At 67.8% G+C, this 24,329-nt stretch carries 20 protein-coding genes; 12 read left to right on the forward strand and 8 right to left on the reverse strand.

All coding sequences use genetic code 11. From position 1 onward, the window contains the following. Positions 1-21 precede the first annotated feature (21 nt). The 7 genes from G8760_RS20240 to G8760_RS20270 are packed head-to-tail and all read left to right on the forward strand — an operon-like array spanning position 22 to position 8,385. Positions 22-1,485 (forward strand): NDP-hexose 2,3-dehydratase family protein, encoded by a 1,464-nt coding sequence (locus G8760_RS20240; protein WP_166354544.1) that lies wholly within the window; start codon positions 22-24, stop codon positions 1,483-1,485. Beyond that, the gene (locus G8760_RS20245; RefSeq protein WP_166354546.1) at positions 1,482-2,441 is read left to right on the forward strand and encodes an NAD-dependent epimerase/dehydratase family protein; all 960 of its coding nucleotides are present in this window, start codon (positions 1,482-1,484) and stop codon (positions 2,439-2,441) included. Before G8760_RS20240 ends, G8760_RS20245 begins: the two co-directional genes overlap by 4 nt. After that, a complete protein-coding gene (locus tag G8760_RS20250; RefSeq protein ID WP_166354548.1) occupies positions 2,438-3,550 on the forward strand; it encodes a DegT/DnrJ/EryC1/StrS family aminotransferase in 1,113 nt (370 codons plus the stop codon). The genes G8760_RS20245 and G8760_RS20250 overlap by 4 nt, the downstream gene beginning before the upstream one ends. 29 nt (positions 3,551-3,579) lie before the next feature. Further along, the gene (locus G8760_RS20255; RefSeq protein ID WP_166354550.1) at positions 3,580-4,812 is read left to right on the forward strand and encodes a class I SAM-dependent methyltransferase; all 1,233 of its coding nucleotides are present in this window, start codon (positions 3,580-3,582) and stop codon (positions 4,810-4,812) included. A gap of 11 nt (positions 4,813-4,823) precedes the next feature. Next, a complete protein-coding gene (locus G8760_RS20260; RefSeq protein WP_166354552.1) occupies positions 4,824-6,083 on the forward strand; it encodes an activator-dependent family glycosyltransferase in 1,260 nt (419 codons plus the stop codon). Further along, positions 6,080-7,435 carry a cytochrome P450 family protein gene (locus G8760_RS20265; protein ID WP_166354554.1) on the forward strand — a complete coding sequence of 452 codons (1,356 nt, stop codon included), beginning with the start codon at positions 6,080-6,082 and terminating at the stop codon, positions 7,433-7,435. Before G8760_RS20260 ends, G8760_RS20265 begins: the two co-directional genes overlap by 4 nt. Further along, positions 7,432-8,385 (forward strand): LLM class flavin-dependent oxidoreductase, encoded by a 954-nt coding sequence (locus G8760_RS20270; RefSeq protein WP_207782536.1) that lies wholly within the window; start codon positions 7,432-7,434, stop codon positions 8,383-8,385. Before G8760_RS20265 ends, G8760_RS20270 begins: the two co-directional genes overlap by 4 nt. 7 nt (positions 8,386-8,392) lie before the next feature. On the opposite strand, the gene G8760_RS20275 is transcribed toward G8760_RS20270, so the two are convergent. The 7 genes from G8760_RS20275 to G8760_RS20305 all read right to left on the reverse strand — a co-directional run bounded on the left by G8760_RS20275 (position 8,393) and on the right by G8760_RS20305 (position 17,068). Next, positions 8,393-9,367: a zinc-binding dehydrogenase gene (locus G8760_RS20275; protein WP_166354556.1), complete on the reverse strand. Its 975-nt coding sequence runs from the start codon at positions 9,365-9,367 to the stop codon at positions 8,393-8,395. 24 nt (positions 9,368-9,391) lie between these two features. Next, positions 9,392-10,210: an ABC transporter permease gene (locus G8760_RS20280; protein WP_166354558.1), complete on the reverse strand. Its 819-nt coding sequence runs from the start codon at positions 10,208-10,210 to the stop codon at positions 9,392-9,394. Continuing rightward, positions 10,207-11,199, reverse strand: coding sequence for an ATP-binding cassette domain-containing protein (locus G8760_RS20285; protein ID WP_166354560.1), 993 nt, complete (start codon positions 11,197-11,199; stop codon positions 10,207-10,209). The genes G8760_RS20280 and G8760_RS20285 overlap by 4 nt, the downstream gene beginning before the upstream one ends. A gap of 87 nt (positions 11,200-11,286) precedes the next feature. Beyond that, a complete protein-coding gene (locus G8760_RS20290; protein WP_207782537.1) occupies positions 11,287-14,154 on the reverse strand; it encodes a DEAD/DEAH box helicase family protein in 2,868 nt (955 codons plus the stop codon). Between the two features lie 595 nt (positions 14,155-14,749). Further along, complete coding sequence (locus G8760_RS20295; protein ID WP_166354564.1) at positions 14,750-15,475, reverse strand: GntR family transcriptional regulator; 726 nt, start codon at positions 15,473-15,475, stop codon at positions 14,750-14,752. Continuing rightward, the gene (locus G8760_RS20300; RefSeq protein WP_207782538.1) at positions 15,475-16,161 is read right to left on the reverse strand and encodes an N-acetylmannosamine-6-phosphate 2-epimerase; all 687 of its coding nucleotides are present in this window, start codon (positions 16,159-16,161) and stop codon (positions 15,475-15,477) included. Before G8760_RS20300 ends, G8760_RS20295 begins: the two co-directional genes overlap by 1 nt. A 7-nt stretch (positions 16,162-16,168) precedes the next feature. Then, entirely contained in the window at positions 16,169-17,068 is a 900-nt protein-coding gene (locus G8760_RS20305) for an N-acetylglucosamine kinase (RefSeq protein ID WP_166354568.1), read from the reverse strand. A gap of 210 nt (positions 17,069-17,278) precedes the next feature. On the opposite strand from G8760_RS20305, the gene G8760_RS20310 reads away from it, so the two are divergent. The 5 genes from G8760_RS20310 to G8760_RS20330 all read left to right on the forward strand — a co-directional run bounded on the left by G8760_RS20310 (position 17,279) and on the right by G8760_RS20330 (position 22,029). Beyond that, entirely contained in the window at positions 17,279-18,604 is a 1,326-nt protein-coding gene (locus G8760_RS20310) for an ABC transporter substrate-binding protein (RefSeq protein ID WP_166354570.1), read from the forward strand. An 8-nt stretch (positions 18,605-18,612) separates the two neighbouring features. Further along, positions 18,613-19,488, forward strand: coding sequence for a carbohydrate ABC transporter permease (locus tag G8760_RS20315; RefSeq protein ID WP_166354572.1), 876 nt, complete (start codon positions 18,613-18,615; stop codon positions 19,486-19,488). A 3-nt stretch (positions 19,489-19,491) separates the two neighbouring features. After that, complete coding sequence (locus G8760_RS20320) at positions 19,492-20,382, forward strand: carbohydrate ABC transporter permease (RefSeq protein ID WP_166354574.1); 891 nt, start codon at positions 19,492-19,494, stop codon at positions 20,380-20,382. A gap of 84 nt (positions 20,383-20,466) precedes the next feature. Next, positions 20,467-21,378 (forward strand): NADP-dependent oxidoreductase, encoded by a 912-nt coding sequence (locus tag G8760_RS20325; RefSeq protein WP_166354576.1) that lies wholly within the window; start codon positions 20,467-20,469, stop codon positions 21,376-21,378. A 42-nt stretch (positions 21,379-21,420) separates the two neighbouring features. After that, complete coding sequence (locus tag G8760_RS20330) at positions 21,421-22,029, forward strand: mycothiol-dependent nitroreductase Rv2466c family protein (protein ID WP_166354578.1); 609 nt, start codon at positions 21,421-21,423, stop codon at positions 22,027-22,029. A 32-nt stretch (positions 22,030-22,061) separates the two neighbouring features. Here the strand turns inward: G8760_RS20330 and G8760_RS20335 are convergent, their stop codons facing one another. Further along, a complete protein-coding gene (locus tag G8760_RS20335; protein WP_207782539.1) occupies positions 22,062-24,224 on the reverse strand; it encodes a hypothetical protein in 2,163 nt (720 codons plus the stop codon). Between the last annotated feature and the right edge of the window lie 105 nt (positions 24,225-24,329).

The raw sequence follows: 24,329 nt of genomic DNA on the forward strand, positions 1-24,329 counted from the left end.
GGAGCTGAAAGGAGCAGCACGGTGACATCCTTCCCAGCTTTGTCCCGCGACGACGACCGCCAGGTGGATGCCACCCGGATCGCCCGTGCCGTCCGCACATCGAGCGGCACCACCCATGACCTGGATGAGATCGGCCGCTGGATCGATGAGCAGCGGCCCGGAATGTCGACCGACGCCGAGATCGTCCCGCTGGGGCAACTCGCCGGATGGCGGCTCGATCCGGCGTCTGGTGTGCTTGGCCACCAAAGTGGCCGGTTCTTCACGGTCGAGGGGCTGCGGATCTCTATGCCGGGCAACGCGGTACCCGAATGGGATCAGCCGATCCTCAACCAGCCGGAGATCGGCATCCTGGGTCTGCTGGTGCGGGAGGCAGGTGGGGCTCTCGAGTGCCTGGTCCAGGCCAAGGCGGAGCCCGGAAATCGCAACGGTATTCAGATTTCCCCCACGGTTCAGGCAACGTCGAGCAATCAGGCCCAGGTGCATGGTGGTGCAGCCATTCCGTACCTCGAGTACTTCGTCGACGCCAGGCGGCACAGGGTGATCACGGATGTCCTGCAGTCCGAGCAGGGCGCCTGGTTCCTCGGCAAGCGCAACCGCAACGTCGTGGTAGAGGTGGACGACCCACTGGAGCCGCTGCCCGGGTTTCGCTGGCTGCCGGTTGGCCTCCTACACCAGTTGCTCGCGGTGGACGATCTGGTGAACATGGACACCCGCACCGTGCTGTCCTGCCTCCCGTTCGCCGCCTCTGATGTCGCTGTCCGCCGGGAGGCGCCCGGCTCAGGGTTCCCCCGGTCGGTTCTGCGTTCCGGTGACGAACGTTCCGGGTGTCTGATCCCCACGGGAAAGATCCTGAGCTGGATCACTGAGCGACGGTCGGCCTGCCGGATCGAGCGCACCCCGATGCCGCTGACGGAGTTGTCCGGCTGGCGTTTCACCGATGCCGCGATCGTGCACGAAACCGGGCAGTTCTTCGAGGTGATCGGCGTTGACGTCCACGCCACCGGACGTGAGGTAGCTCGGTGGTCGCAACCGATGCTGGCCGCTAGGGGCACCGGGCTGGTGGCGTTCTTGGTGCGGCAAATCTCCGGAGTGTTGCATGTGCTGGTCCAGCTGCGCCGCGAGCCGGGAATTCCTGGCGGCGTCGAGCTGGCCCCAACGGTCCAGTGCACGCCGGACAGTTACGCACACGTGCCGGAGCTACCCCGCCCGCCATTTCTGGACGAGGTCCTTGGCGCGCGGCCGGAGCAGGTTCGGTTCGACACATTCCTGTCCGACGAGGGCGGCCGGTTCTTCCATACCCGCAGCCGCCATTTGATCGTCGAGACCGATATGGCGTATGACCACCCGGACTACCGCTGGATGGCATGTCATCAGCTCGACGCCTTGCTTAGGCACAGCGACTACATCAATATGCAGGCCCGCAGCTTGCTTGCCTGCCTGCGCAGCCAGGCGGTGTCCGACGGGCCGCGGTGGAGGCGCGGATGAGGGCCGTCGCCGGCCGCGGTAACCGGCCGCGGGTAGTTGTGTTGGGAGCTTCCGGCCCCGTGGGCTCCGCCGTAGCGGGAGCGCTGGCCAGCCGTGGGATAGCGCTCCGGCTCGTCGCGCGTCGCCCCTGTCCACCGCCGCGTGGGGCCGCCGCCGACGTCCGTGCCGTCGACCTTACGGCCCCCGGAGCGCTTGCTGGCGCCGTCGCCGATGTCGACGCGGTGGTGCACCTGGTGGCGTATACCACCGACGCCCGGTCCTGGCGGATCGCGTTGGATGACCCGGCAGGGTACCGGGTGAATGTCGAGCTGGTCGACGAGCTCGTCACGGTGCTGGGCCGCACCCGGCCGGCGGCGACGGTGGTGCTGGCCAGCACCACAGCGCACACCGACGCACCGGCGTCGGCCTACGTGCAACAGAAGATGCACGCCGAAGACCTCCTCATGGCGGCGACCCGGGCCGGTGTGCTTCGCGGCATGGTGGTGCGGCTGCCGACCATCTACGGACTATGTCCCGGGGAGCGGATACGGGACCGGGGGGTCGTGGCGACGGTGGCCCGTAGGGCGCTGGCCGGTGCGCCGATCACGATGTGGACCGACGGCCGTGTCGACCGTCATTTCCTGCACAGACGGGACGTCGGTGCAGCTTTCTCCGCATCGCTGCGGCATGCCGGTGCGCTGGTGGGTGGCTGCTGGTCCTTGGGGGCCGACGAGAGCACACCGCTCGCCGAGGTCTTCTACGCCATCGCCGACCTGGCGGCCACCCACACCGGGAAACCGCCCGTGCCCGTCATCAGGGTTGAACCGCCAACAGGAGCGGTCGCCGAAGACCTGGTCGGCGTGGCCGTCGACAGTTCGGCCTTCCGGACGGTCACCGGCTGGTCCCCTCAGGTCCCGTTGCGTGAAGGACTCAGACGCACAGTGGCCGCCCTCGCGGCTGAGATGGAGGAACAGTGAGCACCCGAGTCTGGACTTATCTGCCGGAGTATGAGCAGGAGAAGGACGACATTCTGGACGCGGTGCGGACGGTGTTCGAGTCGGGGCAGCTCATCTTGGGCAAGAGTGTGCACGGATTCGAGCAGGAGTTCGCCGCCTACCACGGGATGGCACATTGTGTTGGCGTCGACAACGGAACCAATGCGTTGGTGCTCGGCCTGCGGGCCCTCGGGGTTGGTCCTGGCGACGAGGTGATCACCGTCGCCAACACCGCGGCCCCCACCGTCGTCGCCATCCAGGCGATCGGCGCGGTCCCCGTCTTCGTGGACATGACAGCCAGCGACTACCTCATGGATGTCGAACAGGTCGGGGCCGCGATCACGCCGCGGACCAGTTGCCTGCTCCCGGTTCACCTGTACGGCCAGTGTGTGCCGATGGCTGCGCTGCGGACCCTGGCGCACCGCCACGGGCTAACGATTCTGGAGGACTGTGCGCAGGCCCATGGCGCGACCCATCATGGTGAGCGAGCTGGTGCCATGGGAACGGCGGCCGCGTTCTCGTTCTATCCCACCAAGGTGCTCGGCGGCTACGGCGACGGCGGAGCGACTCTCACCGACAACGGCGACGTCGCACACCGCCTGCGCCGCCTGCGGTACTACGGGATGGACGAAGGCCGGTACTACGTCGTCGAAACGCCGGGCTACAACAGCCGGTTGGACGAAGTACAAGCGGAGATCTTGCGCAGGAAGCTGACCCGGCTGCCGACCTATCTCGAGGGCCGGCGTCGGGTAGCCGAGCGCTACGCCGAAGGCCTCCGAGACACGGACCTGATCCTCCCCTCCGTGAGCCCGGGAAACCAGCACGTCTACTACGTCTACGTCGTGCGCCATCCACGCCGCGACATGATCATGGCCGCGCTGCGTGAGCGCGGAATCGACCTCAATGTCAGCTATCCCTGGCCGGTACATCTGATGAGCGGCTTCGCCCACCTCGGCTACCGGCCCGGATCGCTTCCGGTGACCGAAGCGGCGTCGGCGGAGATCTTCTCCTTGCCGATGTACCCCGCCCTGCCGCCAAGCACACAGGACACGGTGATCGCGGCGATCCGCGACGTGTTGGGCGTGCGGTGAGTTGCGGTGAGAGTGAAAGGAGCGCAGCCGTGAACCCATCCGAGAGCTTCCGCTGCCGGATCTGCCGCGGCCCGGTGTGGCAATTCCTCGACCTAGGGCGGCAGCCGATCTCGGATGCCTTCCGAACTGCCGGAGATACCGATCCGGAGTTCTTCTTCGACCTCGCGGTGGGCCGGTGTGCGGCGTGCACGATGATCCAGCTGACCAATGCGGTGCCACGGGAGCGGATGTTCCACGCCGGCTATCCCTATCTTTCGTCGGGATCGGCGGTGATGCGGGAACACTTCGCCCGGACCGCGGCGTCGTTTCTCGAGACCGAGCTGCGTGATGACGGGTCCTTCGTGATCGAGATCGGCTGCAACGACGGAGTCATGCTCGGCATGATCGCCGAGGCGGGCCGCCGCCATCTCGGGGTGGAGCCATCGGCCGGGGTAGCGCGGATCGCCGAGGACGCGGAGGTACGGGTCCGCGTCGCGTTCTTCGAGGAGTCGACCGCCCGAGACATAGTCGCCACTGAGGGCCGGGCCGACCTGGCCTATTCGGCGAACACGATCTGTCACATCCCCTACCTGGACTCCGTATTCCGGGGTTTGGACGCGGTGCTCAAACCGAGTGGGATCTTCGTCTTCGAGGATCCGTATTTCGGAGACATCGTGGCCAAGACGTCATACGACCAGATCTACGACGAGCACTTCTACTACTTCACGGTGCGATCGGTGCGGGAAATGGTCCGCCGGTTCGGCTTCGAACTCGTCGACGTCGCGCCACTCGCCGTGCACGGCGGCGAGCTCCGGTACACCGTCGCTCGGGCCGGTCAGCGCACCGTCACGCCGGCCGTCGCGGAGTGGCTGGCTGCCGAAGAACGCGCGGGCCTCGCCGAGGCGATCACCTGCTCCCGGTTCGCGGCCAACGTCGGGGCGAACCGTCGGGCCCTACGGGGGCTGTTGGAACGTTTGCACGAGGCCGGCCACTCGGTGGCTGGCTACGGAGCCACCGCGAAGAGTGCCACGGTGACCAACTTCGTCGGGATCACCCCGGAGCTGGTGTCGTACGTGTGTGACAGTACCCCGGCCAAACAAGGCCGGCTTACCCCCGGAGCGCACCTGCCCGTGCTGAGCCCGGAACGATTCCGCGAGCCGTATCCGGACTATGCACTGCTGTTCGCCTGGAACCACGCCGAAGAGATCATGGCGAAAGAACACGAGTTCCGGGACCACGGGGGCCGGTGGATCACGTACGTCCCGGACGTCGCCATCCGGTGAGGACGTCGGCCATGCGGGTGTTGTTCGTGCCTTATCCAGCCAGAACCCATATTCACCACCAGGTCCCGCTGGCCCGGGCGTTCCTCACTGCTGGGCACGACGTCCGGGTGGCGGTACAACCCGAATGGATCCCTGACATCGTGGCGGCAGGACTTCCGGCGGTCAGAATCGGCGATCCGATGGCGTGGTGGAAGATATTCGACAACCTCCCTTCCGCCGACCCAGCGGTGACCGGGCTTGACCTCAGCGAGTTCCGGCCCGGTGGTTGTTCATTCCAGTATCTGTACACCCGCTTCACCGTGATGGCCACGTATCCGCTGCACGAGGTGAGTGTTCAGCCGGTGGTGGACGAACTCGTCGCCGTCGCTCGGTCCTGGCGGCCGCACCTGGTGCTGTGGGACGAGGCGATGTTCGCCGCACCGATCGCGGCCCGGGCCTGTGGTGCGGCCCATGGTCGGCTGTTGACCAGCCTTGATCTGCTGGGGCAGATGCGCGTCGACTTCCTGGCTATGCTGGCGTGCCAGCCTGCCGCACGGCGGCACGATCCGTTCCGGGAGTGGCTCGGCTGGAATCTGCAGCGGTTCGGGTGTTCGTTCGGCGAGGACGTCGTCGTTGGGCAGTTCTCGTTGAACACCCATCCACCGTCGTTGCAGTACCCGCTGCCGAACCAGCTACAGCTCCGGTACGTGCCTTACTACGGCGGTGCGGAACTGCCCCGGGATGGTCAACCCCCCGCCCGTCGCCGCCGGGTGTGCCTGACGTTCGGCTTGTCCTTGCGGGACGCCACCGGGACCGACGCAGAGAACGTCACCGATCTGCTGGACGCGGTGGCCGGGGTGGACGCGGAGGTGGTGGCCACCCTGAACCTGGGCCAAATGGACCCCGCACCCGTGGTACCGGGAAACGTCCGCATCGTCGACTTCGTGCCGATGAACTCGCTTCTTCCGACGTGTGCGGCGATTGTCCACCACGGTGGCGCTGGCACCGGTCTCTGTGCGGCGCTCCACGGTGTCCCGCAGATTCTGATCCCCGATGGATCGTGGGACACAACACCCCGCGCCGAGGCGATGCGCCAACTCGGCGCCGGTGGACACCTCCGGCGGCAGACCTTCCGGCCCGAGGATCTCCGGGGCGAGCTGAACGCCGTCCTCGATGAGCAGGCCTATGTAGCCGGCGCGGCCACCCTGCGTTCGGAGATGTTGTCCGCACCGGCCCCAGCTGAACTCGTGCCGAGGATTTCCGAGTTGACCAGGAAGTTGGGTACCTCGTGACCGGATCGGATCGGGGCGCCGCCACAGCTCTGGCCGGGTTGGGCCGGCACCTGATGACCCTACGGAGCTTGCAGTGGATGGTGGGCGAGTCGGGGGACCCTTATGCGCTGCTGCTGCGTGGTGACGCCGGGCAGGTGCCCGTACTCCGCAACCGTGGTCCGGTGTGGCGCAGTGAGCTGGGCACCTGGGTGATCACCGAGGTGGACCTGGTGGCTCGGCTGCTCAGCGATCCACGGCTGGGGGCGCGGCATCGGGGGTGCTCCGGTCCCCAGGTACATCCGATCCAGGGCGGCCGCTGGCGTCGTCCGTCGTGCCATCCGCTGCCACTGGAGGGTGCGGCGCTTACCCTGTCGGGCGCGGAGGTTAGCCGCGTCACCCACCTTGCCGCGGCGGTATCAGCAGACGGGGCGGTGCCGACAGTCGGGGCGGCGACGACAGACGGGGCGGCGACGACAGGCGGGGCGGCGACGACAGACTGGGCGGCGACGGCGGAGCGGGTATCGGCCCAGCATGCCGACCGACTGACCGGCGCGTCGGAGGTGACGGTCGACGGCAGTACCGAGGTGATGGCCGGCTTTGCCCGGCCGGCCGCCGGCCAGACCCTCGCGGTGCTTCTTGAGCTGCCGGCGGCGTTGTCGGAACAGCTCGCCGAGGTCGGCGCCGACCTCGCACCGGCTCTCGACGCCGGGCTGAGTCCGCTGTGGCTGGACACCGCCGCGCGGGTGGTGGTTGCCGCGCCCCGAATCCGCCGGCTGGTGACGGATGTCGTCGGGAGTGGTGCGCCGGGCGGCGGGCTGATCGAAGAACTCCGCGGGGCGGCGCGAAGTACCAGGCTGGATGTGGACGACGTCGGAAACGCCGTGGCTTCGTTGGCGGTCGCCGGAGTCGAGATGGCCGTGCAAACCGTCGGGAAGACCGTGGCGCGGTTGCTCACGACGAACACCTGGAGCCCGGAGTTGGTCGAGGGCGCGGTTGAGCACACCTTGCGGTACGACCCGCCGGTGCGGCTGGTGAGCCTGGTCGCGCAGGAAGCAGTGGAGGTAGCGGGCGGGCAGATCGGCGCCGACGATCACGTGGTGCTTCTGGTGGCCGAACCCGAGCATCGAACGGCATCGGCACGGGCATCGGCGCCCGGGTCGGCATCGGGTCCGCCGCCGCTGTGTCTGAGTGGGGGACCGGCGGTGGGGCTGGTCGCGGGTTTCGTCCGATGCCAGGCGACGGCGGCGATTCGGGTGCTGGCGACCCGGTTTCCGGAGGCGGTGCTGGCCGGAGACGTCGTGTACCGCCCGTTGGCGCCGGTCACCGGTGGCCTGCTCGAACTGCCGGTGATCCTGGGAAGGAGTGCTCGGTGAGGTATTCGATCTTCTTACCGGTGATGCCAACCAAGCTGGAACAACTGCTGCCGTTTGCCGGCCTCGCACAGTGGAGCCGAGCTGAGCGGATCTGGCTGGGCCACAACCTCACTGTCGACACCCATCAGGTGTTCAGTGGTATCGCGGCGGCCGGGTTCCGGATCCCGATGGGGGTAGGGGTGACGCTGACCCCGATGACGCATCCGTTCGCCGCCGCGCTTCATGCACGTTCCGTGGCGGCGATCTCCGGACATCCGTTCGTTGCCGGGTTCGGACCGGGCGCCCCGGAAGTCCAGCGGGCCGTCCTGGGCGCACCTTATCGACGTCCACTCGTGGCTATGCGGGAGTATGTGACCGCGGTTCGGGACTTGCTGGCCGGAAACGCACTCGACGTCGAGGGAGACTACATCGTCGGGCGGCTGCGGCTACCTGTGGTCGCCACGTCACCGGTGGAGGTGGGGTTGGGGGTGCTGCGGCCGGGCATGGCGAAACTGGCTGGTGAGGTTGCCGACGTCGCGATCACCTGGTTGACCCCGGCCCGGTACGTCCACGACGTGCTGCTGCCGGCCATGCGCAAGGGCGCCGCCGAGGCCAGCCGGCCCTGCCCACGTATGGTGGTGATCATCCCGGTCTGCTGCACCGAGAGCGGCCGGGACGTCGCGGAGGTGGTGCAGGCGACGTGCGGGCTGCACCTCGCAGCACCGCACTACCGCACGATGCTGCTCCAGGCTGGAATCGAGGTGGCTGCGTCGAATCCGGCGGTGACCGCCGAACGGCTGCTGTCCGGTGGGGCTTTCCTGGCCGGCACGGCGGACGAGTTGGCTGGGCAGGCGGCCGAGTTCGCGGCCGCGGGGGTGGATGAGCTAGTGCTGAACCTCAGCGGCGTGCAGGATCGGTACGGAACGCGGGCCACCCTTGCCGACCTGGCCACGATCTTGTCCGTGGAGTGAACGGCCGCTAGCCGCCAACCGTAAAGACGATCTTTCCGAACACTTCTCCACGAGCTAGGGCGGCGAAGCCGCTGCGGGCGTCCACCAGGGGGACAACCCGGTTCAGTGGCGGATATACGCCAGTCTGGCCACACAACCGCACCAGGTCCTCCAACTCGGCGCGGGTGCCCAACTTTACCCCGATGATCGACAGCTGTTTCATGAAGATATGGCGTAGGAACGCAGCCGGCATCGCGCCGCTGGTTGCCCCGCTGACCACGATCGATCCGCCGGGACGGGTGGCCTGGATCGAGTGTCTCCAGGTGTCCTGGCCAACCGTCTCCATAACCGCGTCCACCTGCCTGGGCAGCCGCGTTCCGGTGGCGAAGGCGGCATCGGCCCCCCGTCTCAGAGCGTTCTCTCGCTTGATTTCGCTGCGGCTGGTCACCCAGATCCGGTGTCCGACGGCGGTGCCGAGGCACACCAACGCGGTGGCCACTCCGCCGCCCGCTCCCTGTACGAGCACCGTGGACTCGGGGGGCAACCGCACCGCTGTGAAGAGCATCCGATACGCGGTGAGCCAGGTGCCGGGCAGGCAGGCGGCGGCCACGAAGTTCAGGTGGGTGGGCTTCGGAATAAGGCAGTGCCGAGGCACGGTCACCAGCTCGGCGAAGGTGCCGTCGTGGCTTTCGCTCAGCACCCGGTGCCGCGGGTCGAGTGTCTCGTTGCCCGGATAGGTCCGGGCCTCGTTTATCACCGGGTAGACGATCACTTCGTTGCCTTCGTGATCGATCCCCGCGGCCTCGCTGCCAAGGACTACCGGTAGCCGCTGGCCAGGTGGTGTGACACCACGCAGCGTCCAGAGGTCATGGTGGTTGAGCGATGTCGCCTTGACCCGAACCACGGCCCAGCCGGGTGGCGGGTCGGGATCCCGGTACTCACCGAGACGAAGGTGGTCAAGCGGCCGCCCGGCATCCGAACCGGTGGCAAACACGGCGAACAACGCATCGCCCTCCCGTCGTCCGGGTCAATCCGCGTTCTTCTGGAACCGCATGACGGCCAAGGGAATGCAGATGGCGAGGATCACCAGCGCGGAGCCGACGGTGGCGAGCACCGGGTTGGCGATAGGCCAGGTGGTGTCGCCGAACGGCACACCCGGGTTGCCGAACAGGTCACGGCAGGCGGTGACGGCCGCGCTGACCGGATTCCAGTCGGCCACCACCTGCAGCGCTTTCGGCATCCCCGCGGTGGGCACGAACACGTTGGAGATCATCACTATGGGTAGGGCTAGGGTCATCAGCCGGGTTGCCGTCTCCTCGGTGTCCACCAGGCTGCCAAGGAGGGCGCCGAGCCAGGAGACCGCGTAATAGAACAGCAGGATCAGGCCGAAAGCGCCCAGAGTAGGGCCGATTCCGTTGTGTGCCCGCCAGCCGAAGATGAGCCCGACCGCTGACATCACCACCAGGCCGACGATCCCGATCAGCAAGGTCGCGGCGGTCTGGCCGAACGTCACCGCCCAGCGCGCCATCGGCATCGAGCGGAGCCGGTCCATGACACCGAGGCTGTTGTCTCGGGCGATCGCGGTGAGTGTGCTGAGCGCGCCGAGCGCTGCACCCATCACCAGCAAGCCGGGCATCAGGTACTCGATGTAATTGTCACCACCGTCGATCGCGATAGCACTACCGAAGATGTAGCCGAACAGCAACACCATCATCACCGGCACGGTCAGCTCGGCGATGATCTGGCCGGGTTTGTGCCGGAGTTTGCGTAGGTTGCGATTCATCACGGTGACGCCATCGGCCAAGCCGCTGGCCAGGGTGGACGCCCGCGGGAGGGTCTGTGTCATCGATGGTGGCTCGCTTCCAGATCGGTTGGCGCCGGGGTAAGGCCCTGGTGGCCGGTCAGTCTCAGGAACACCTCGTCCAGGCTGGGGTGGCGGATCCCGACGTCCAGGACCTCGATGCCGCTCGTGTCGAGATGCCGGACCACCTCGGGCAGGGTGATGGCGTTGGCGGCCACGGCGATGCTGATGGTCCGGCGGTCCGGGTCCACATCCGGCTCGGTGTTGTTGGCCGCGATGGTCGTCAACGCCGCCGCTGCCTCGGTCAGGTCTTGGGCCGGTTGGAGAACGACGTCGACCCGGCTTCCGATGCGCGCCTTGAGGTCGCGCGGGGTACCACGTGCGACGATGGTGCCGGCATCTATCACCGCGATCTGGTCGGCCAACAGGTCCGCCTCTTCGAGGTACTGCGTGGTCAGCAAGACAGTTGTGCCGCCGTCGACCAGCGCCCGGACGGTGTCCCAGATCTGCAGCCGGCTGCGCGGGTCCAATCCCGCCGTCGGCTCGTCGAGAAAGAGGACCTTCGGGGAGATGATCATGCTGGCGATCAGGTCGAGGCGCCGCCGCATACCTCCGGAGTAGGTCGTGACCAGCCGGTGGGCCGCGTGGCTCAGGGCGAACTCGTCGAGGAGTTCGTCGGCGCGCTGACGGGCCTTGCGACGCCCGAGACGAAACAGCCGGCCGAAGATGTACAGGTTCTCCCACCCGGTGAGGTCCTCGTCGACCGCGGCGTACTGGCCGGCCAGGCCGATCTGATGCCGGACCTGCTGTGCCTCGCGCACCACGTCATATCCGGCCACCCGAACCTCACCGCCGTCTGGGCTGGTGATGGTGGCGAACACACGTATCGCTGTGGTCTTCCCCGCGCCGTTGGGGCCGAGCAGGCCATAGCAGCTACCCGGCGGGACGACGAGATCCACGCCGGTCAGCGCGTGAACCTTCCCGAATCGCTTGGTCAACCCGTGTGCCCAGATCACCGCGTCCTGGGCCGTCATATGTACACCTTCGCCATGGACCTAAGTAGAAACCTTGACGCCACGACAAGGTCAAGCGGTGAAGCCGCCCGACAGGTGAGGGTGTCGTCAGCTCCACGCCACGCGGAGGCGAGTGGTCGCCGCGAACGGGCTCTGGCCGCGGTGGGTGGCCAGGATGCCTTCCCCTTCCGGGGTGGCGGTCCGTACTGGGTCTCCGGCGCTGACCCACCACCGCCACGACGACACGAAATAGGCAACCCGCGCCGCGTTGACCGCCAAGACCGATGGAACGGCGTGGTAGACGACGGCGTTGGCCGGGCGAGCGTCGTCCAACCAATCCCGGCCTGCGCTCCGCAGCACATCGTCGTCGTCTGGTAGTTCGGGTGCGATGTAACGAGGAACGACGTACCGGGGTGTGGTAAGCGGCGCTAGGACCTCGTCGAGTGCGGTGGTGAACAACTGCGACGTGGCGGTGTCGACGCCGTCGAGCACGATCCGGTACGAGCCGTCGGGTTCCACGGTGGTCCCGACGCCGGCCGAGCCACGTGAGGACAGGCCGGCGTTGTTCAACGCGTCGGCGACCGCGCAGGCGAACGCCAGCGGTTCGGGGCCGCGACCCAGGTCCGCGAGCCGCCGTCCACCGGCGAGGAGGATCCGGTCGCGTCGCCGTCGCCAGTCCCACCACGAGAGCGCGGCGCCACCCACCGCGAGGCCGGTCAGCCACCAGAAGCCGGCAACCACCAGCGCAACCGTGAGTCCGCAGGCCAGAACGGTTGCCGTCACAGGTCGGTACAGCGCCGGTAGCCGTAGCCACTCCGGCCGGCGGGCAGCGGTGGGGCCAGGCACGGACGACGGCACCGTGGGCCGGGCGAGGGGGCCCGGCACGATCCGTCGGCGGTCCTCCCGAACCGGCAACACCCGGATCGTATGGACCAGTTCGTCGCGGTACGGCTCGCCGATGTTCCACAGGGTGCGTACCCGGGCGCGGTCCGCGGCCCGGTCCAGCATGCCGGCGTTGCGGTCGTCGAACTCCGTCACCGGTGGCGGCTCGTAGGGGGAGAGCGTCGGGTCGACGTGGCCGACCCCGGACGAGATCTCCCCGGCATCGGTGACGCCGAAGTAGCCGTGGTGTTTGCGGACGAACCGGTCCCAATCGCTGGTGCCGCCCGGGTGTTCCTCGGAGACACACACCACGGTCCATGTGTTGGCTACCTTCTCCGGCCAGGTGGGATCGACCCGCAGGGCACGGCCACGGGTCTGCACCACCGACGTCGGTGTGGTGGCCGTGGTCAGGTCGACGAGGGTGTTGACCCCCTGGGCGTCCCAGCCCTCACCCAGTAGGGCACGGGTACCCACCAGGATCCGGGCGCTCCCGGCCTCGAAGAACCGAGTGACCAGCGGCACCCACTGCCGTGATCGCCACCGCCCCGTGAGTTCTACCAGTCCCGTCGAGCCGGGCGGGATCTCGTCGAGCTCGATACTCGGCGCCTGCTCTGCGACGAACGCGGCAAGCTTGCGTGCGGTGTGAGCGCTCGCCGCGACCGTGCGGCCGGTGACCAATACCGGTTCCAGGGCCGCCGTGCGGTGATCGGCGAGCAGGTTCGAGAGCACCAGGCGCGCGGATCCGGCCTGCGCGTCGAGCACACCCTGCAACCTGGCCGGCAGGGTGGCGGTCGCCCGTTCGTGGTCGCACAGGATCAGCGCACGGAGGCGGTCCCGCAGGGTGTCCGACTCGGCGGCCAGGATCTCCACCGTGCCGGTGGTCTTCGCCTCGCTGCGGGCTAGCACCCGGTCGACGGGGGAGCGGCCGCGCCGGATACCGCGCCTGGTCAGCTGAAACCCGACACTGGGGAGCGCGGTGCGCATCTCCTGCAGCAGGGTTTCGTCCCGTGGGTCCGATGAGGGCAGTAGGCAGCCCCGGACGTAGTCGTTGAGCAGCGCCACCCAATCGTCGGCGGTGGGCCGGTGCCGGTGTTCCTCGCGGAGGACCGCCCCCTCGGGGAGCTCGAGGAGCCCGGCGTGGTGGAAGCGCAGCGCCGCGGCGGCGAGGTCTTGGTCGCTGCGCTCGAGCCGAGACCACTCGAGGCTCAGCGCTTCGGCGCCGGCGGGGACGTCGTCGTCCGTCTGGATCTGCCGGCTGACGAATCGTTGGTCGAGCCAGGTGAGGAACCCGGTGCTGGCGGTACCGGGTTTCAGCAGGTCGGTTTGGAGCTCGGCGAAGCGTTCGGCCTCGCTGGCCAGCCAACCCGCCTCGGTGGGAGTCGGGGTGGTGAACCAGGCGAGTTCGGCGAACGGCGCCAGGTGCCCTTCTCGGACCACCGATGGGATCGACGTGCTGTATAGCGGGGTGCCGAACAGCTGGTCTACCAGGGCCGCTTGGTCGGAGCTGAGGGTATCCGGGGGAGTGCCGGTCAGGCCGATGACATTGGCGTTGGGTAGGTCGTCGAGGAGTTCGGCCAGCAGCCTGCCCCAGACCTCCAGGAGGTGGTGGCATTCGTCGAGGACCAGGGTGATGGGGCCGGCCTCTTCGAGCGCGGTGACCAGCGCCCGGCCATTGGGGTGCAGGCGATCCAGCAGACTGCCGCCTCGTGGCCGCCTGCCAACCTGGGCGACGTGGGTGTGGCCTTCCTCGTCCACTTCGGCGTCCGGGTCGAACGTCGCTAGCGACTGATAAGTCAGAGCGGTGACGGGTGCCGACAGGTCGCGGCTGGTACCGGCCGGGATGGTGGCCGGGGTGAACGTGCGCCACTCGGCGAGCCACTGAGCCTGGATCGCGGTGTTTGGCCCGAACACGACGATCGGCTGGCCCAGCCGTCGGCCCGCTTCCAGGCCGACGACGGTTTTACCGGTGCCCGGTGGCAGTACCACCCATGCCCGGGTACCGCCGGCGTTCTTGGCGGTGCCGATGGCGTCGAGCGCGTGTTGCTGGTGGGTGCGTAACGGAAACGGGTAGTGGACCGAGTTCCATGCAGGCACGGCCACATCATCGCAGAACGCGACGCCGAGGTGCTCAGCCCGTAGGCCCGACCTCTTGCTGGTTTCTAATGACGGATGGCGGGGCGTTTCTGACTGCTATCCGTCATTAGAAACCAGGACGTCCCGAGCCGGCCGCACCTGGTCAGGCCGACCAGATAGATGGTGCCTGGAGGTTGGCCCGGTACACATTGACCCCCGCAAGCTAGCGTTCCGGTCCGGTGCCACAACCGCCGGCGGGTCACCAGGATCACCGCGAGGATGGTGACCACGATGCCGATGGCGTCGGCCCACATCATTTCAGAGCTGGTCAGAAGCCGCCGTGCGATCTCTTGCTGGCTTCTAGTGACGGATGGCGGGGCGTTTCGGGCTGGTACCCGTCATTGGAAGCCAGGAAGTCCTAGACGGGGTCCAAACACGAAGCGAGGCCAGGATGCTGACCACCATCATGTACGTGACGGTCTACGCCACCGATCCGTACCGCGTGCTGGTTGACCACCGTGGTCGGCCGGATCAGCTTGGACCTGCTGAGATCTCGTCGAACCCCCGAGCGGGCGCCTGTCGATTTCCCTGTCCGCACCGGCTTGAGCGCGGTGGGTTAGCGGCCGTCGCGCCGGGCCGAGAGCCGGAAGTCGTAGCGGTCGCCCCGGTAGACCGACTCGGTGCGCTCGATCAGTCGGCCGCGCTGATCGCTGCTGACCCGGTTGACCAGCAAGACGGGGCTGCGCGGCCGGACGCCGAGCAGGTCGGCCTGGGCTTTCTTGGCAAGCGCGGCGGTGATGCGCTGCTCGGTGTTGGTGATGCTGATCCGGCCGTGGGTGCGGAACAGCTCGTAGATCGAGCCCGTCAGTGGTAGTTCCAGCAGGGTGGGGAAGAACGACGTGGGGGTCTGGAAGGTCTCCAGGCACATCGGTACGTCGTCGGCCAACCGGATCCGAACGATCTCGAAGACGGTGCGGCCGTCGTCGAGCTCGAGGTCATGGGCGGTGTCGGTGTCCGGGGTGATCTCCCGCGCCGAGATCACCCGTGACCTGGGCGTCAGCCCTCGCGCCTCCATGTCTTCGGTGAACGAGGTGAGTTTGTCGCCCTTGGAGATGTGCGGCCGGGCGACGAACGTCCCTTTGCCTTTGATGGAGTAGATCCGACCGGCGGAAGTCTGAAGTTGCAACGCCTGCCGAAGGGTCTCCCGGCTCACCGAGAACGTCTCGGCCAGCTCCAGTTCCTTGGGGAGCAAGGTGTCCGGCTCCATATCCGCGATCATGGCGGTGAGCTGGTCGTTGATCTGCAGGTATTTCGGCGTACGGGTCCGGCGTTCGGTGCCCATCAGGCCTCCGGGTGGTTCTTGGCGGTATCGACGAAACGTTGGGTGGACAACCAGGGGTTGGTGATCGCGGTGCCGATGACGGCGGCGTACGCACCCGCGTCGAGCACCGCCGTGAGGTCGTTGGTGGTCCAGATCCGGCCCTCGGCGATGACCGGGCGATCGCTGATGGCGACGAGGTCGGCGATGAGATCGATGTCGACGGTGTCCGACTGCCGGTGACCGGTGTATCCGGACAGGGTGGTGGCGAGGACGTCCACGTCGCATCGCAGGGCGAAGCGGGCCGACTCGACGGAGTCGACGTCGCCCATCACGGGCCGCTCGAGGTCACGGTGGATCCGGTCGACGATGGTGTCCAGCGTCTCCCCGCCGGGGCGCGGCCGCGGTGTGGCATCGAGCGCGATGATGGCGGCTCCGGCGCTGGCCAGGTCGTGTGCGTCGCCGAATGACGGGGTGATGAACACCGAATCGTCGCCGTGTGTCACCTTGCGGATGCCGATCACCGGGATGGAGGTGGCCTGGACGATCGCGGCGACGTCGGCCCGCCCCTCGGCCCGGATGGCGACCGCTCCGCCGAGTTCGGCCGCGGCGGCCATGGCGGCCATGTGCTGAGGGCCGCGTAACGGAGAGTCAACCGGCGCCTGGCAGGAAACGATCACGCCGCCGCGAGGGATCAGGCTCTCGAGCATCGTTGGGTCATCCATCCTCTCGTTCGATCGTGGAGACGAGTGCCGCGATCTCTGCGGGAATCTCATCGTGCAGCAACCGGGTCACCCCGTCGAGTGGGGTGCCAGCGGCGGGAATCACACGTGCGTGGGGGAGGGCATGCCGAAGCTCGCCGATGAGTGGTTCGACGAGGATCGGTCCGGCGTCGAACAGCGCGCCGACCCACGAGACCTGCACGTCGGCAGGGGCGTCAACCGCCGCCGCGCCGGCCACGATGGTTCTGGCCAGCAGCGCACCGGCCTCGTTCCAGATGGCTCGGGCCACCGGATCCGCGTTGTGTGCCGCGGCGGCGACGTCGGGGCAAAACCGCGCGATGTCGGCCGTGGGTGTGCTGCTGTCCTGCACCGTGCGCGGTAGCGAATCGAGCTCCCCGAACCGCTGGGTGGCCAGCCGGGACAGTTCGGTGGCCGGTCCACGCCTGTCCCGGTGTCGTAGTGCGGCGGCCAGGCCAGCGCGTCCGATCCAGTAGCCGCTGCCGTCGTCGCCCAGCAGGTAGCCGACCCCGTCCACTCGTGCCGAACCACCTGGCCCGGTCGCGAGCGCCACACTTCCGGTTCCCGCGGAGAGGACGACGCCGTCGGAACCACGCAGTGCGCCGAGGTGGGCCGTGGTGCCGTCGTCGGCGACGAGTAGCCGGTGCACTCCGTAGGCGTTGCTCCACCGGGTGAACACCGTGGTCAGGTCTAGTTGCCGGCCATGCAGCCCGGTGGCCCCGATGGCCACGGAGTGGAGTCCGGCATCGGGTGACAACCGTTCGGTCAGGTGGTTGATGAGGTGCGTCGATAGGCTCTCGGCAGGCGCGCTGCCAGGGCCGACGCCGGGCAGGTTGATGACGGTGGGCTCGGCGGATCCGTCGTTGTCGATGCGCACGCGGCACCCGGATTGCCCCAGGTCTATCGCGAGGCGTCGTGGCTTCGCTGCCGGTCTCGCCGCTGGGTCGGCCAACGTTCGCTCCTTCGTACCCCGGGTCTTGACGTCCCTGGACGTTATCAACTACGGTCCCACAAGTCTAGACTTGATAGTTACAAGTCTAGACATCAAGCTTCCGCGGATACGCGGAGACCCCCATGAGGAGTGAGTATGAGCAAGCGGTCGCGTGCAGTCAGTGCTGCGTTGATTACCGGCGTACTCGTTGCCGCGTGCGGCGGAGGTGATAGTGACTCGGCCTCCGACGGCACCGTCAAGATGGTCCTCTGGCCCGGGCCCGAAGGTGAGGCGATGCAGCAGGTGGTCGACGAATACAACACGGGCCAGGGCCAGACCGACGGCGTGCGGGTCGACATGACCCTGCTCAGCCGCAGCGACACCTTCTCCAAACAAGCCACCCTGATGTCGCAGTCGTCGTCGGAGTTCGACGTCTACTTCACCGCGAGTTACCTCATCGCCCAGCATGCCCCCTATCTCGAGCCGCTGGATGTCGACGTGTCGGACTACTTCCCGGTGGTCACCGAGTCGCTGACGGTCGAGGACACGACCTATGCGCTTCCGCTCGACGTCAGCAACCACTTCCTGATCTACCGCACCGATCTCATCGACAGTCTCCTCGACGACGAGTCCGCGCACGACGTCTACGGCGACCTCGCGGAGCAGCTGATCGGTCAGCGCATGACTCCGAAGCACCCCGATGAATGGGACTGGGACGACATGATCGTCGCGGCCGCTTACTTCACGCAATCGCACAACCCGGACTCGCCCACCCGGTACGGCACCGCCCTTCAGGCGCGGAACCTGCTGTTCAACACCATGATCTGGAACAACGTGTTGTGGTCGGAGGGTGGTAGCTGGCTCGATGACGGTGGCGCTCCAGCGCTGTCCAGCGACGCCGGGCGGCGCGCCGTCGAGGTCTACCGGACCATCTATGACAAAGGCCTGACCTCACCGGACTCGTCGCAGGCGGAGTTCCCCGAAACTCAGGCGGCGCTGACGTCGGGTAGTGCCGCGTTCGCCATCCAGTGGTCGGCCGCCTACGCCGAGCTGGACGACCCGGAGCAGTCGCCGGAGACGGCCGGGCGGATCGGGATCGCGCCGGTTCCGGGGCCGGAGCACCGGACTCATGTGCACGCCCTGGCCGTCGGCATCAACAAGGACTCCGACCGTAAGGACGCCGCGGCGGCGTGGCTGGAGTACCTGGCCACCGACGAGGCGATGAGCGCCTACGCCGCGGCGGGCGCCATCCCGTCGAACCCGTCGATCCTGGAAGCACACGCCGATCAGAACCCGATCTTCCCCTACATCGCCGATCACCTGGACGAGTACGGCTACTCGCCGCCGGCGCTGCCGCGCACCTACGACATCTACGTCGCACTAGCCGACACCCTCAGCGCCGCCTGGGTGGGGCAGGGTGATGTCGACGCCGCGCTCGCGGCCGCCGACGATGCGATAGCCCAGCTTGTCGACGCGGGCTGAGCGGACGTATGAGTCAGCTGGTACGGCCGAACCGGGCCAGCCGGTCCCGGTGGGTACTGGGAGCACCGCTGCTGATCTTCCTGGCGGCGGTGGTGCTCTTCCCACTCGGTTACGGCCTGTTCGTGGCCGGCCAGGACCGGTCGTTGCTGAACCCCGACCCGTCCTGGATCGGTCTCGACAACATCGCCGCGGTGGTGCAGGACAGCTCGTTCTGGCGGGCGGTCCGGTTCACCGTCATCTACACCGTCGTGGTGACCTCGGTTGAGCTGATACTGGGTTTCCTGCTCGCGCTGCTGTTCAACCGGCGGTTCCCCGGGAAGCGGCTGCTGCTGAGCCTGACGATCCTGCCGGTGATGATCGCTCCGGCGCTGATGGGCATCATGTTCCGGCTGCTGCTGAACCAGGACATCGGGCTGGTGCCCTCGGTGCTGAGCGTGTTCGGCTGGGAGATCTCGCTGTTCGGCACCGACGCCGTCGTTCCGATGTTGTTGCTGCTGGATGTGCTGCAATGGACGCCGTTCGCGTTCCTGCTGTTCTACGCGGGTATGCAGTCGGTTCCCGACGAGCTGTACGAGGCGGCCTCGATCGACGGGTCCGGCTACTGGAGATCGGCGCTGGCCATCACCGTGCCGCTGCTGCTGCCGGTGGCGGTGGTCACGGCGTTCCTACGGGGTGTCGACGCGTTCCGCACGTTCGACGTCGTCTACGTCCTCACCGGCGGCGGGCCAGGTGACTACACCACCAACGTGAGCATCTACATCTACAAGGCGTTCTCCAGTGGCAACTTCGGTATCGCCGCCGCGGCGTCGGTGGTGGTCTGCCTGATTCTGTTGCCCGTTGTGCCCGTCGTCGTCCGGCGACTGGCGGATCCGGCAAGGAGCTGAGAAGTGGCGCTGGAAACCATCTCCGACGGTCGCGGGACGACGGTGACACCGCCGCGCACACCGGTGGTACCCCGTCGCCGACGGCGGGCCTGGGGCGTCACCGCCGCGGTGTCCGCGATCGCCGCCGTGCTCAACCTCCCGTTGTTCTTCGCCCTGCTGACCAGCTTCAAGTCCGACGCGGACATCGCGCGGTCGGCGTTGCGGGTGCCCGACACGTTGACCCTGGAGCACTACGCCAACGCGATGGGCCAGGCGGGTTACGACTTCCCGCGGTACTTCCTCAACAGCACCCTGATCTCCATCGGCACCGTGGTCACGATCCTGGTGATCTGCGTGCCCGGTGCGTACGCCATGGGCCGGCTGGGGCTGGGCCGGGGGCATCTGCTCAAAGGCATCGCCGCGTTGCGGCTGATCCCGGTGATCTTCTTCGCGGTGCCGTTCTTCCTGCTGTTCAGCCGGACCGGGCTGTACGACACGATCCCCGGGATGGTCACGGCCAACACGTTCATCTCGCTGCCACTGGGCACGTTGCTCGTCATGAGTGCCATCCGGGAGGTGCCGCACGAGATCGAGGAAGCGGCGAAGCTCGACGGTTGCTCGGACTACCGGATCGTCGCCCGAATCGTCCTTCCGCTGCTGGCGCCGACGCTCGCGGCGGTGGCCGTGCTGGTGTTCATCACCGCGTGGTCGGACTATCTGTTCGCGGTGATCCTGACCTCCAGCGAGGCCACACCAGTGACGGTGGGCGCGGCGAACTTCGTCACCAGCACCGGGATCCGCTGGGGAGATATCTCGGCGACGACGGTCCTGTCGGTGCTGCCGCCCTTGGTGTTCGCTCTGTTCGCCCAGCGCTACCTGGTCCGCGGGCTCTCGGCGGGGGCGATCAAGGGCTGACCTCACCTCGGAATGCGACCACCTTGACATCAAGTGGACTTGATGTAGCAGGGTGGCCGGTGCGCCCAAGGAGAGGAGAATTCGGTGAAGGTCGCCTACGTCACGACCCCCGGGGGCCCGGAGGTGCTCGAACTACGCGAGCAACCCGACCCCCAGCCCGGCCCGGGACAGGTACGGGTCCGCGTCCGAGCCGCGGGTGTCCAGCCGATCGATCTCGCGATCCGATCCGGATGGCGGCCGGGGTATGTCACCGATCCGCTGCCACCGGTGCCGGGTAACGAGTTCGCCGGGGTGATCGACGCGGCCGGCGACGGTGCCACCGAGTGGCAGCCGGGTATGGAGGTGCTGGGCTTCAACTTCATGGGCTGCTACGCCGAGCAGGTGGTGGTGGGGGGAGACCAGATCGTCCACAAGCCGAAGACGATGCCGTGGGAGGTGGCCGGTGGGTTCACCGCTGGTGCCCAGACCGCCGAAATGGCCTGGGAGGAGCTGGCGCCGACGGCCGATGACGTCGTCCTCGTGCATGCCGCGGCCGGCAACGTCGGTGGGTTCGCGGTGCAACTCGCCCGGCTCCGTGGCGCCCGGGTGATCGGCACGGCCCGCCCGGAGAACCACGACTACCTGCGGGAACTCGGAGCCGAGCCGGTCGACTACCGCTCCGGCCTCGTGGATCAGGTGCGGGCGCTGGCGCCTGGCGGAGTGGACGTCGTGCTGGACGGTGCCGGTCGCGAAGCGCTCGATGCGACGGTGGAGCTGGCCAAGGACCTGAGCCGGACCCGCACCCTCTACGAACACGAGCGGGGCCCGAAGGTCGGCGTCGCCACGTTGTCGGGGGCCCGCTCGGCTGCCCGGCTGGACCGACTCGTCAGGTTGTACGCCGATGGTCGTCTCACCGCGCTGGTCCGCTCCACGTATCCGCTTGGTCGGGCCGCCGACGCCCACCGTGAACTCGAGGCCGGGCACGGCCGTGGCAAGATCGTGCTCACCATGGCATAGCAGGTCCGGTGGCATAGCAGGTCCGGTGGCATAGGGGGTTCGGTGACGTCGGGGCAACAGCCGGGGCAAGAGTGGACGGTCGACTTCTGGCTCGACCCCTCATGTCCGCTCAGCCGCAATACGGCTCGGTGGATGGTCGACGTTGCGGCACGACGTCCGGTCGTGGTGCGGTGGCGGGTCATGAGCCTGTCCATACTCAACGCGGACAAGGACGTCGACCCCGAGGGCGACGAGTCCGGGTATTTGTGGATTCCGGCCCGGGTTGCCGCAGCCGTGCAAACCGAACATGGGTCAGCCGCGTTGGGTGCGTTCTACGACATGTTGTGGACCGACGCCGACGGATCGCAACGGGAGTGGATCGGCGACTTCGACGACGCTTTACGCCGGGCCGGCCTACCGACGACGCTGGCCGCTGCCGGCGACGGCACCCACTACGACGACGCGCTGTTGGCATCCCACCGTGACGGCATCGGGCAGGTTCAGGGTGAGGTCGGAACACCAATCCTCGCCCTCGCCGGCCCCGGCCGCCCGCCCCGGGCGATCTTCGGGCCGGTCCTGGCGGACGTGCCCGGGCCGGAAGATGCGCTGCGGCTCTGGGAGGCGACGGTGCTCCTCACCGCCGTCTCCCAGTTCCGCGAGCTGAAGGCCTGACCGCGTTCTACAGCCGGGCTGACCGGGTGACGTCAGGCCACGATCATGGTGCCGCCGTGCTGAACATGATCGGCCTCGTCCGGCAGCGCGGCCCGATCGACCCCACGTTCCACGCAGTTCGCGTGGAGCAGGTGGGAGCCGTCGCCGAACGCCCCGGACTCCAGCCGGAGCTGTCCGCCGGTGAACGACGAGCCGACGCTGACGTAGCGGTTGGTGCCCGCCTCCAGCCGCACGTGCGCGACGTCGTCCGATCCAGCCGTACTGACCACACCGGACAGGTCGAGCGTGAGGACACCGTCGCCGTCGCCACGGGACACGAACACCTGCGTGGAGTTGGCGCCGCTGATCCGACAACCACCACCGATCCGCACGGATTGATCGTCATCGGCCAGCGCGGTGATCCCGGTGTCACGGAGCTCGCCGCCGGTGATGGTGAGGTCACCGGCCACGGTGCACGGCGCGGATTCGGCGGACCCGGCCAGGACGGAGTCGGTGACGTGGAGCGGTCCGCTGCCGCTGAAGGTGTGCCCGTCGAGACCGCGCAGTTCGCTGCGGACGATGTGCACGGGCGCCGACACGTTGGCCCGGATGATGTCGCTGCGTTCCCGCAGCCGGAACGTCGATCCTTCGATGATGTTCGCCCGGGACGAGAGCGAGGATGCCTGCGAGATGATCAGCGTGTCGTCGGCCTGGCACCCGCGTAGCTGGACGCCGTCGGCGTTGACCCACATCATGCCGGAACCCGACAGGCCGGCCTTACCGATCACCTGGACGTCCTCGAGGGTCAGGTCGGTGACCCGGACGCGGGCGACGAACCACGAACACACGTGTTTGCGCACGGTGATCCGTTTGGCCGCGGAACCCCACGCGGCGCCGCTGTTGGCGAAGGTCATCAGCCCGGAGTTCCCGGTGTAGACGAGGTCGTGTTCGTACTGTCCGTGGGTGACGAACGGGCCTTGGTCGTCGCCGTCGCCGTGGCAGTTCTCCACGTAGCAGTACGCGGACGCGGTCCAGTCGTTGAGGTGCCGGGCGTTGGACGTCGTGCAGTCGACGACGTGCCCGTACAGGCAGTAGATCTGCTGCGTCAGATACCCGGCGCCGCCCCAGGTCACCGAGGCGGGATTGGTCAGCGTGCATTGTTCGGTGCGGAAGTAGGTGCACCAGCGGCGCTGGATCACCGGCCAGAACGTTCCCCAGGCGTCGACCCCCGAGACGTCGCAGGAGACCGCGTATTCATAAGCGATCGGGTGTGACCCGGTGAACTGGTCGCCATCGGCGACCCCCTCGAAGCGCATGTCGCGGATGTGGACCCGCTGCACCGGCTCGATCCTGGTCCAGGTCAGGGTCCGTCCCGGTTCCAGCTCCCAGCCGTTCTTGTAGTTGACCCGGACGTGGGTGCCGTCGACGATCTCGGTGATCATCACGAGCCGCTGTAGTTCCCGCTCCCAGCGTCCGGCCAGCGCGTCGACCTCGAGTGCGTACCATTCGCCGACGGCGAACGCCGACGAGTCGGCGACCTCGAACACGTCGAGGAGGTCGGGCATGGTCGCGGTAAGACTGACCTGCTGGACGTCGTCGGTGACGTCGCCGCGGAAGAACATCACCGCGGCGAACGGGTCGTTCTCGGGTGCGTCTTCGATGCCGTCGGTGGTGACGGTGTGCCCGCCGAAGTCGAGGACGAGGTCGCTGCGGGTGAACGTATGCCGGCGGACGAAGTTGAGGTCGGTGTGTGCCTCGATCCGGTGCACGGTGGCGTCGCTGACCAGGGCGTCGAGGGCGTCGTCGGCGGGGGAGTCCGGCCCGGTCAGTCCGAACCAGCGGAAGTCGGCCACGCCGGAATGCAGGACGTGCCACCGGCCCTTGGCCGGACTGGAGTCCAGGGCGATGACGGTACCGCCGTTGGGTTCGGCCGTGCTGGCCGCGTCCCAGCGGATCAGCCGGTGGCCACCGTCGCCGGCGTCGTGGTGTCCGTCCACGTGCATGAGCGTCCCGTCATCGAGGCGCTTCGGGTCGAGTGCGCTCAGCTCGGCCACGGTGGGCACGTGCTGAACGGGCTGCCCGGTTTTCGGCGGTGCGGCGGCGGCGGGCTGACTGGCCAAGGTGCCGCCGGCGACGGCCAGTCCGCCGAAGGCCGAAGCCCGCAGGAATCGCCGACGGCCGGTCGACTTCGGGTGACTGGAGACGTTCTGGGTCATGCGTCGATCACCTCTCACGTGCGGTGGGGGTCGATCGGTGGAGCATTCGGCTATAGATGCGGCCGACCCGATGCCCAATTTTCGTGGACTTCATGAAAATAGCCA

The sequence above is a fragment of the Phytoactinopolyspora limicola genome (genome assembly GCF_011320225.1).
GTDB lineage: Bacteria > Actinomycetota > Actinomycetes > Jiangellales > Jiangellaceae > Phytoactinopolyspora > Phytoactinopolyspora limicola.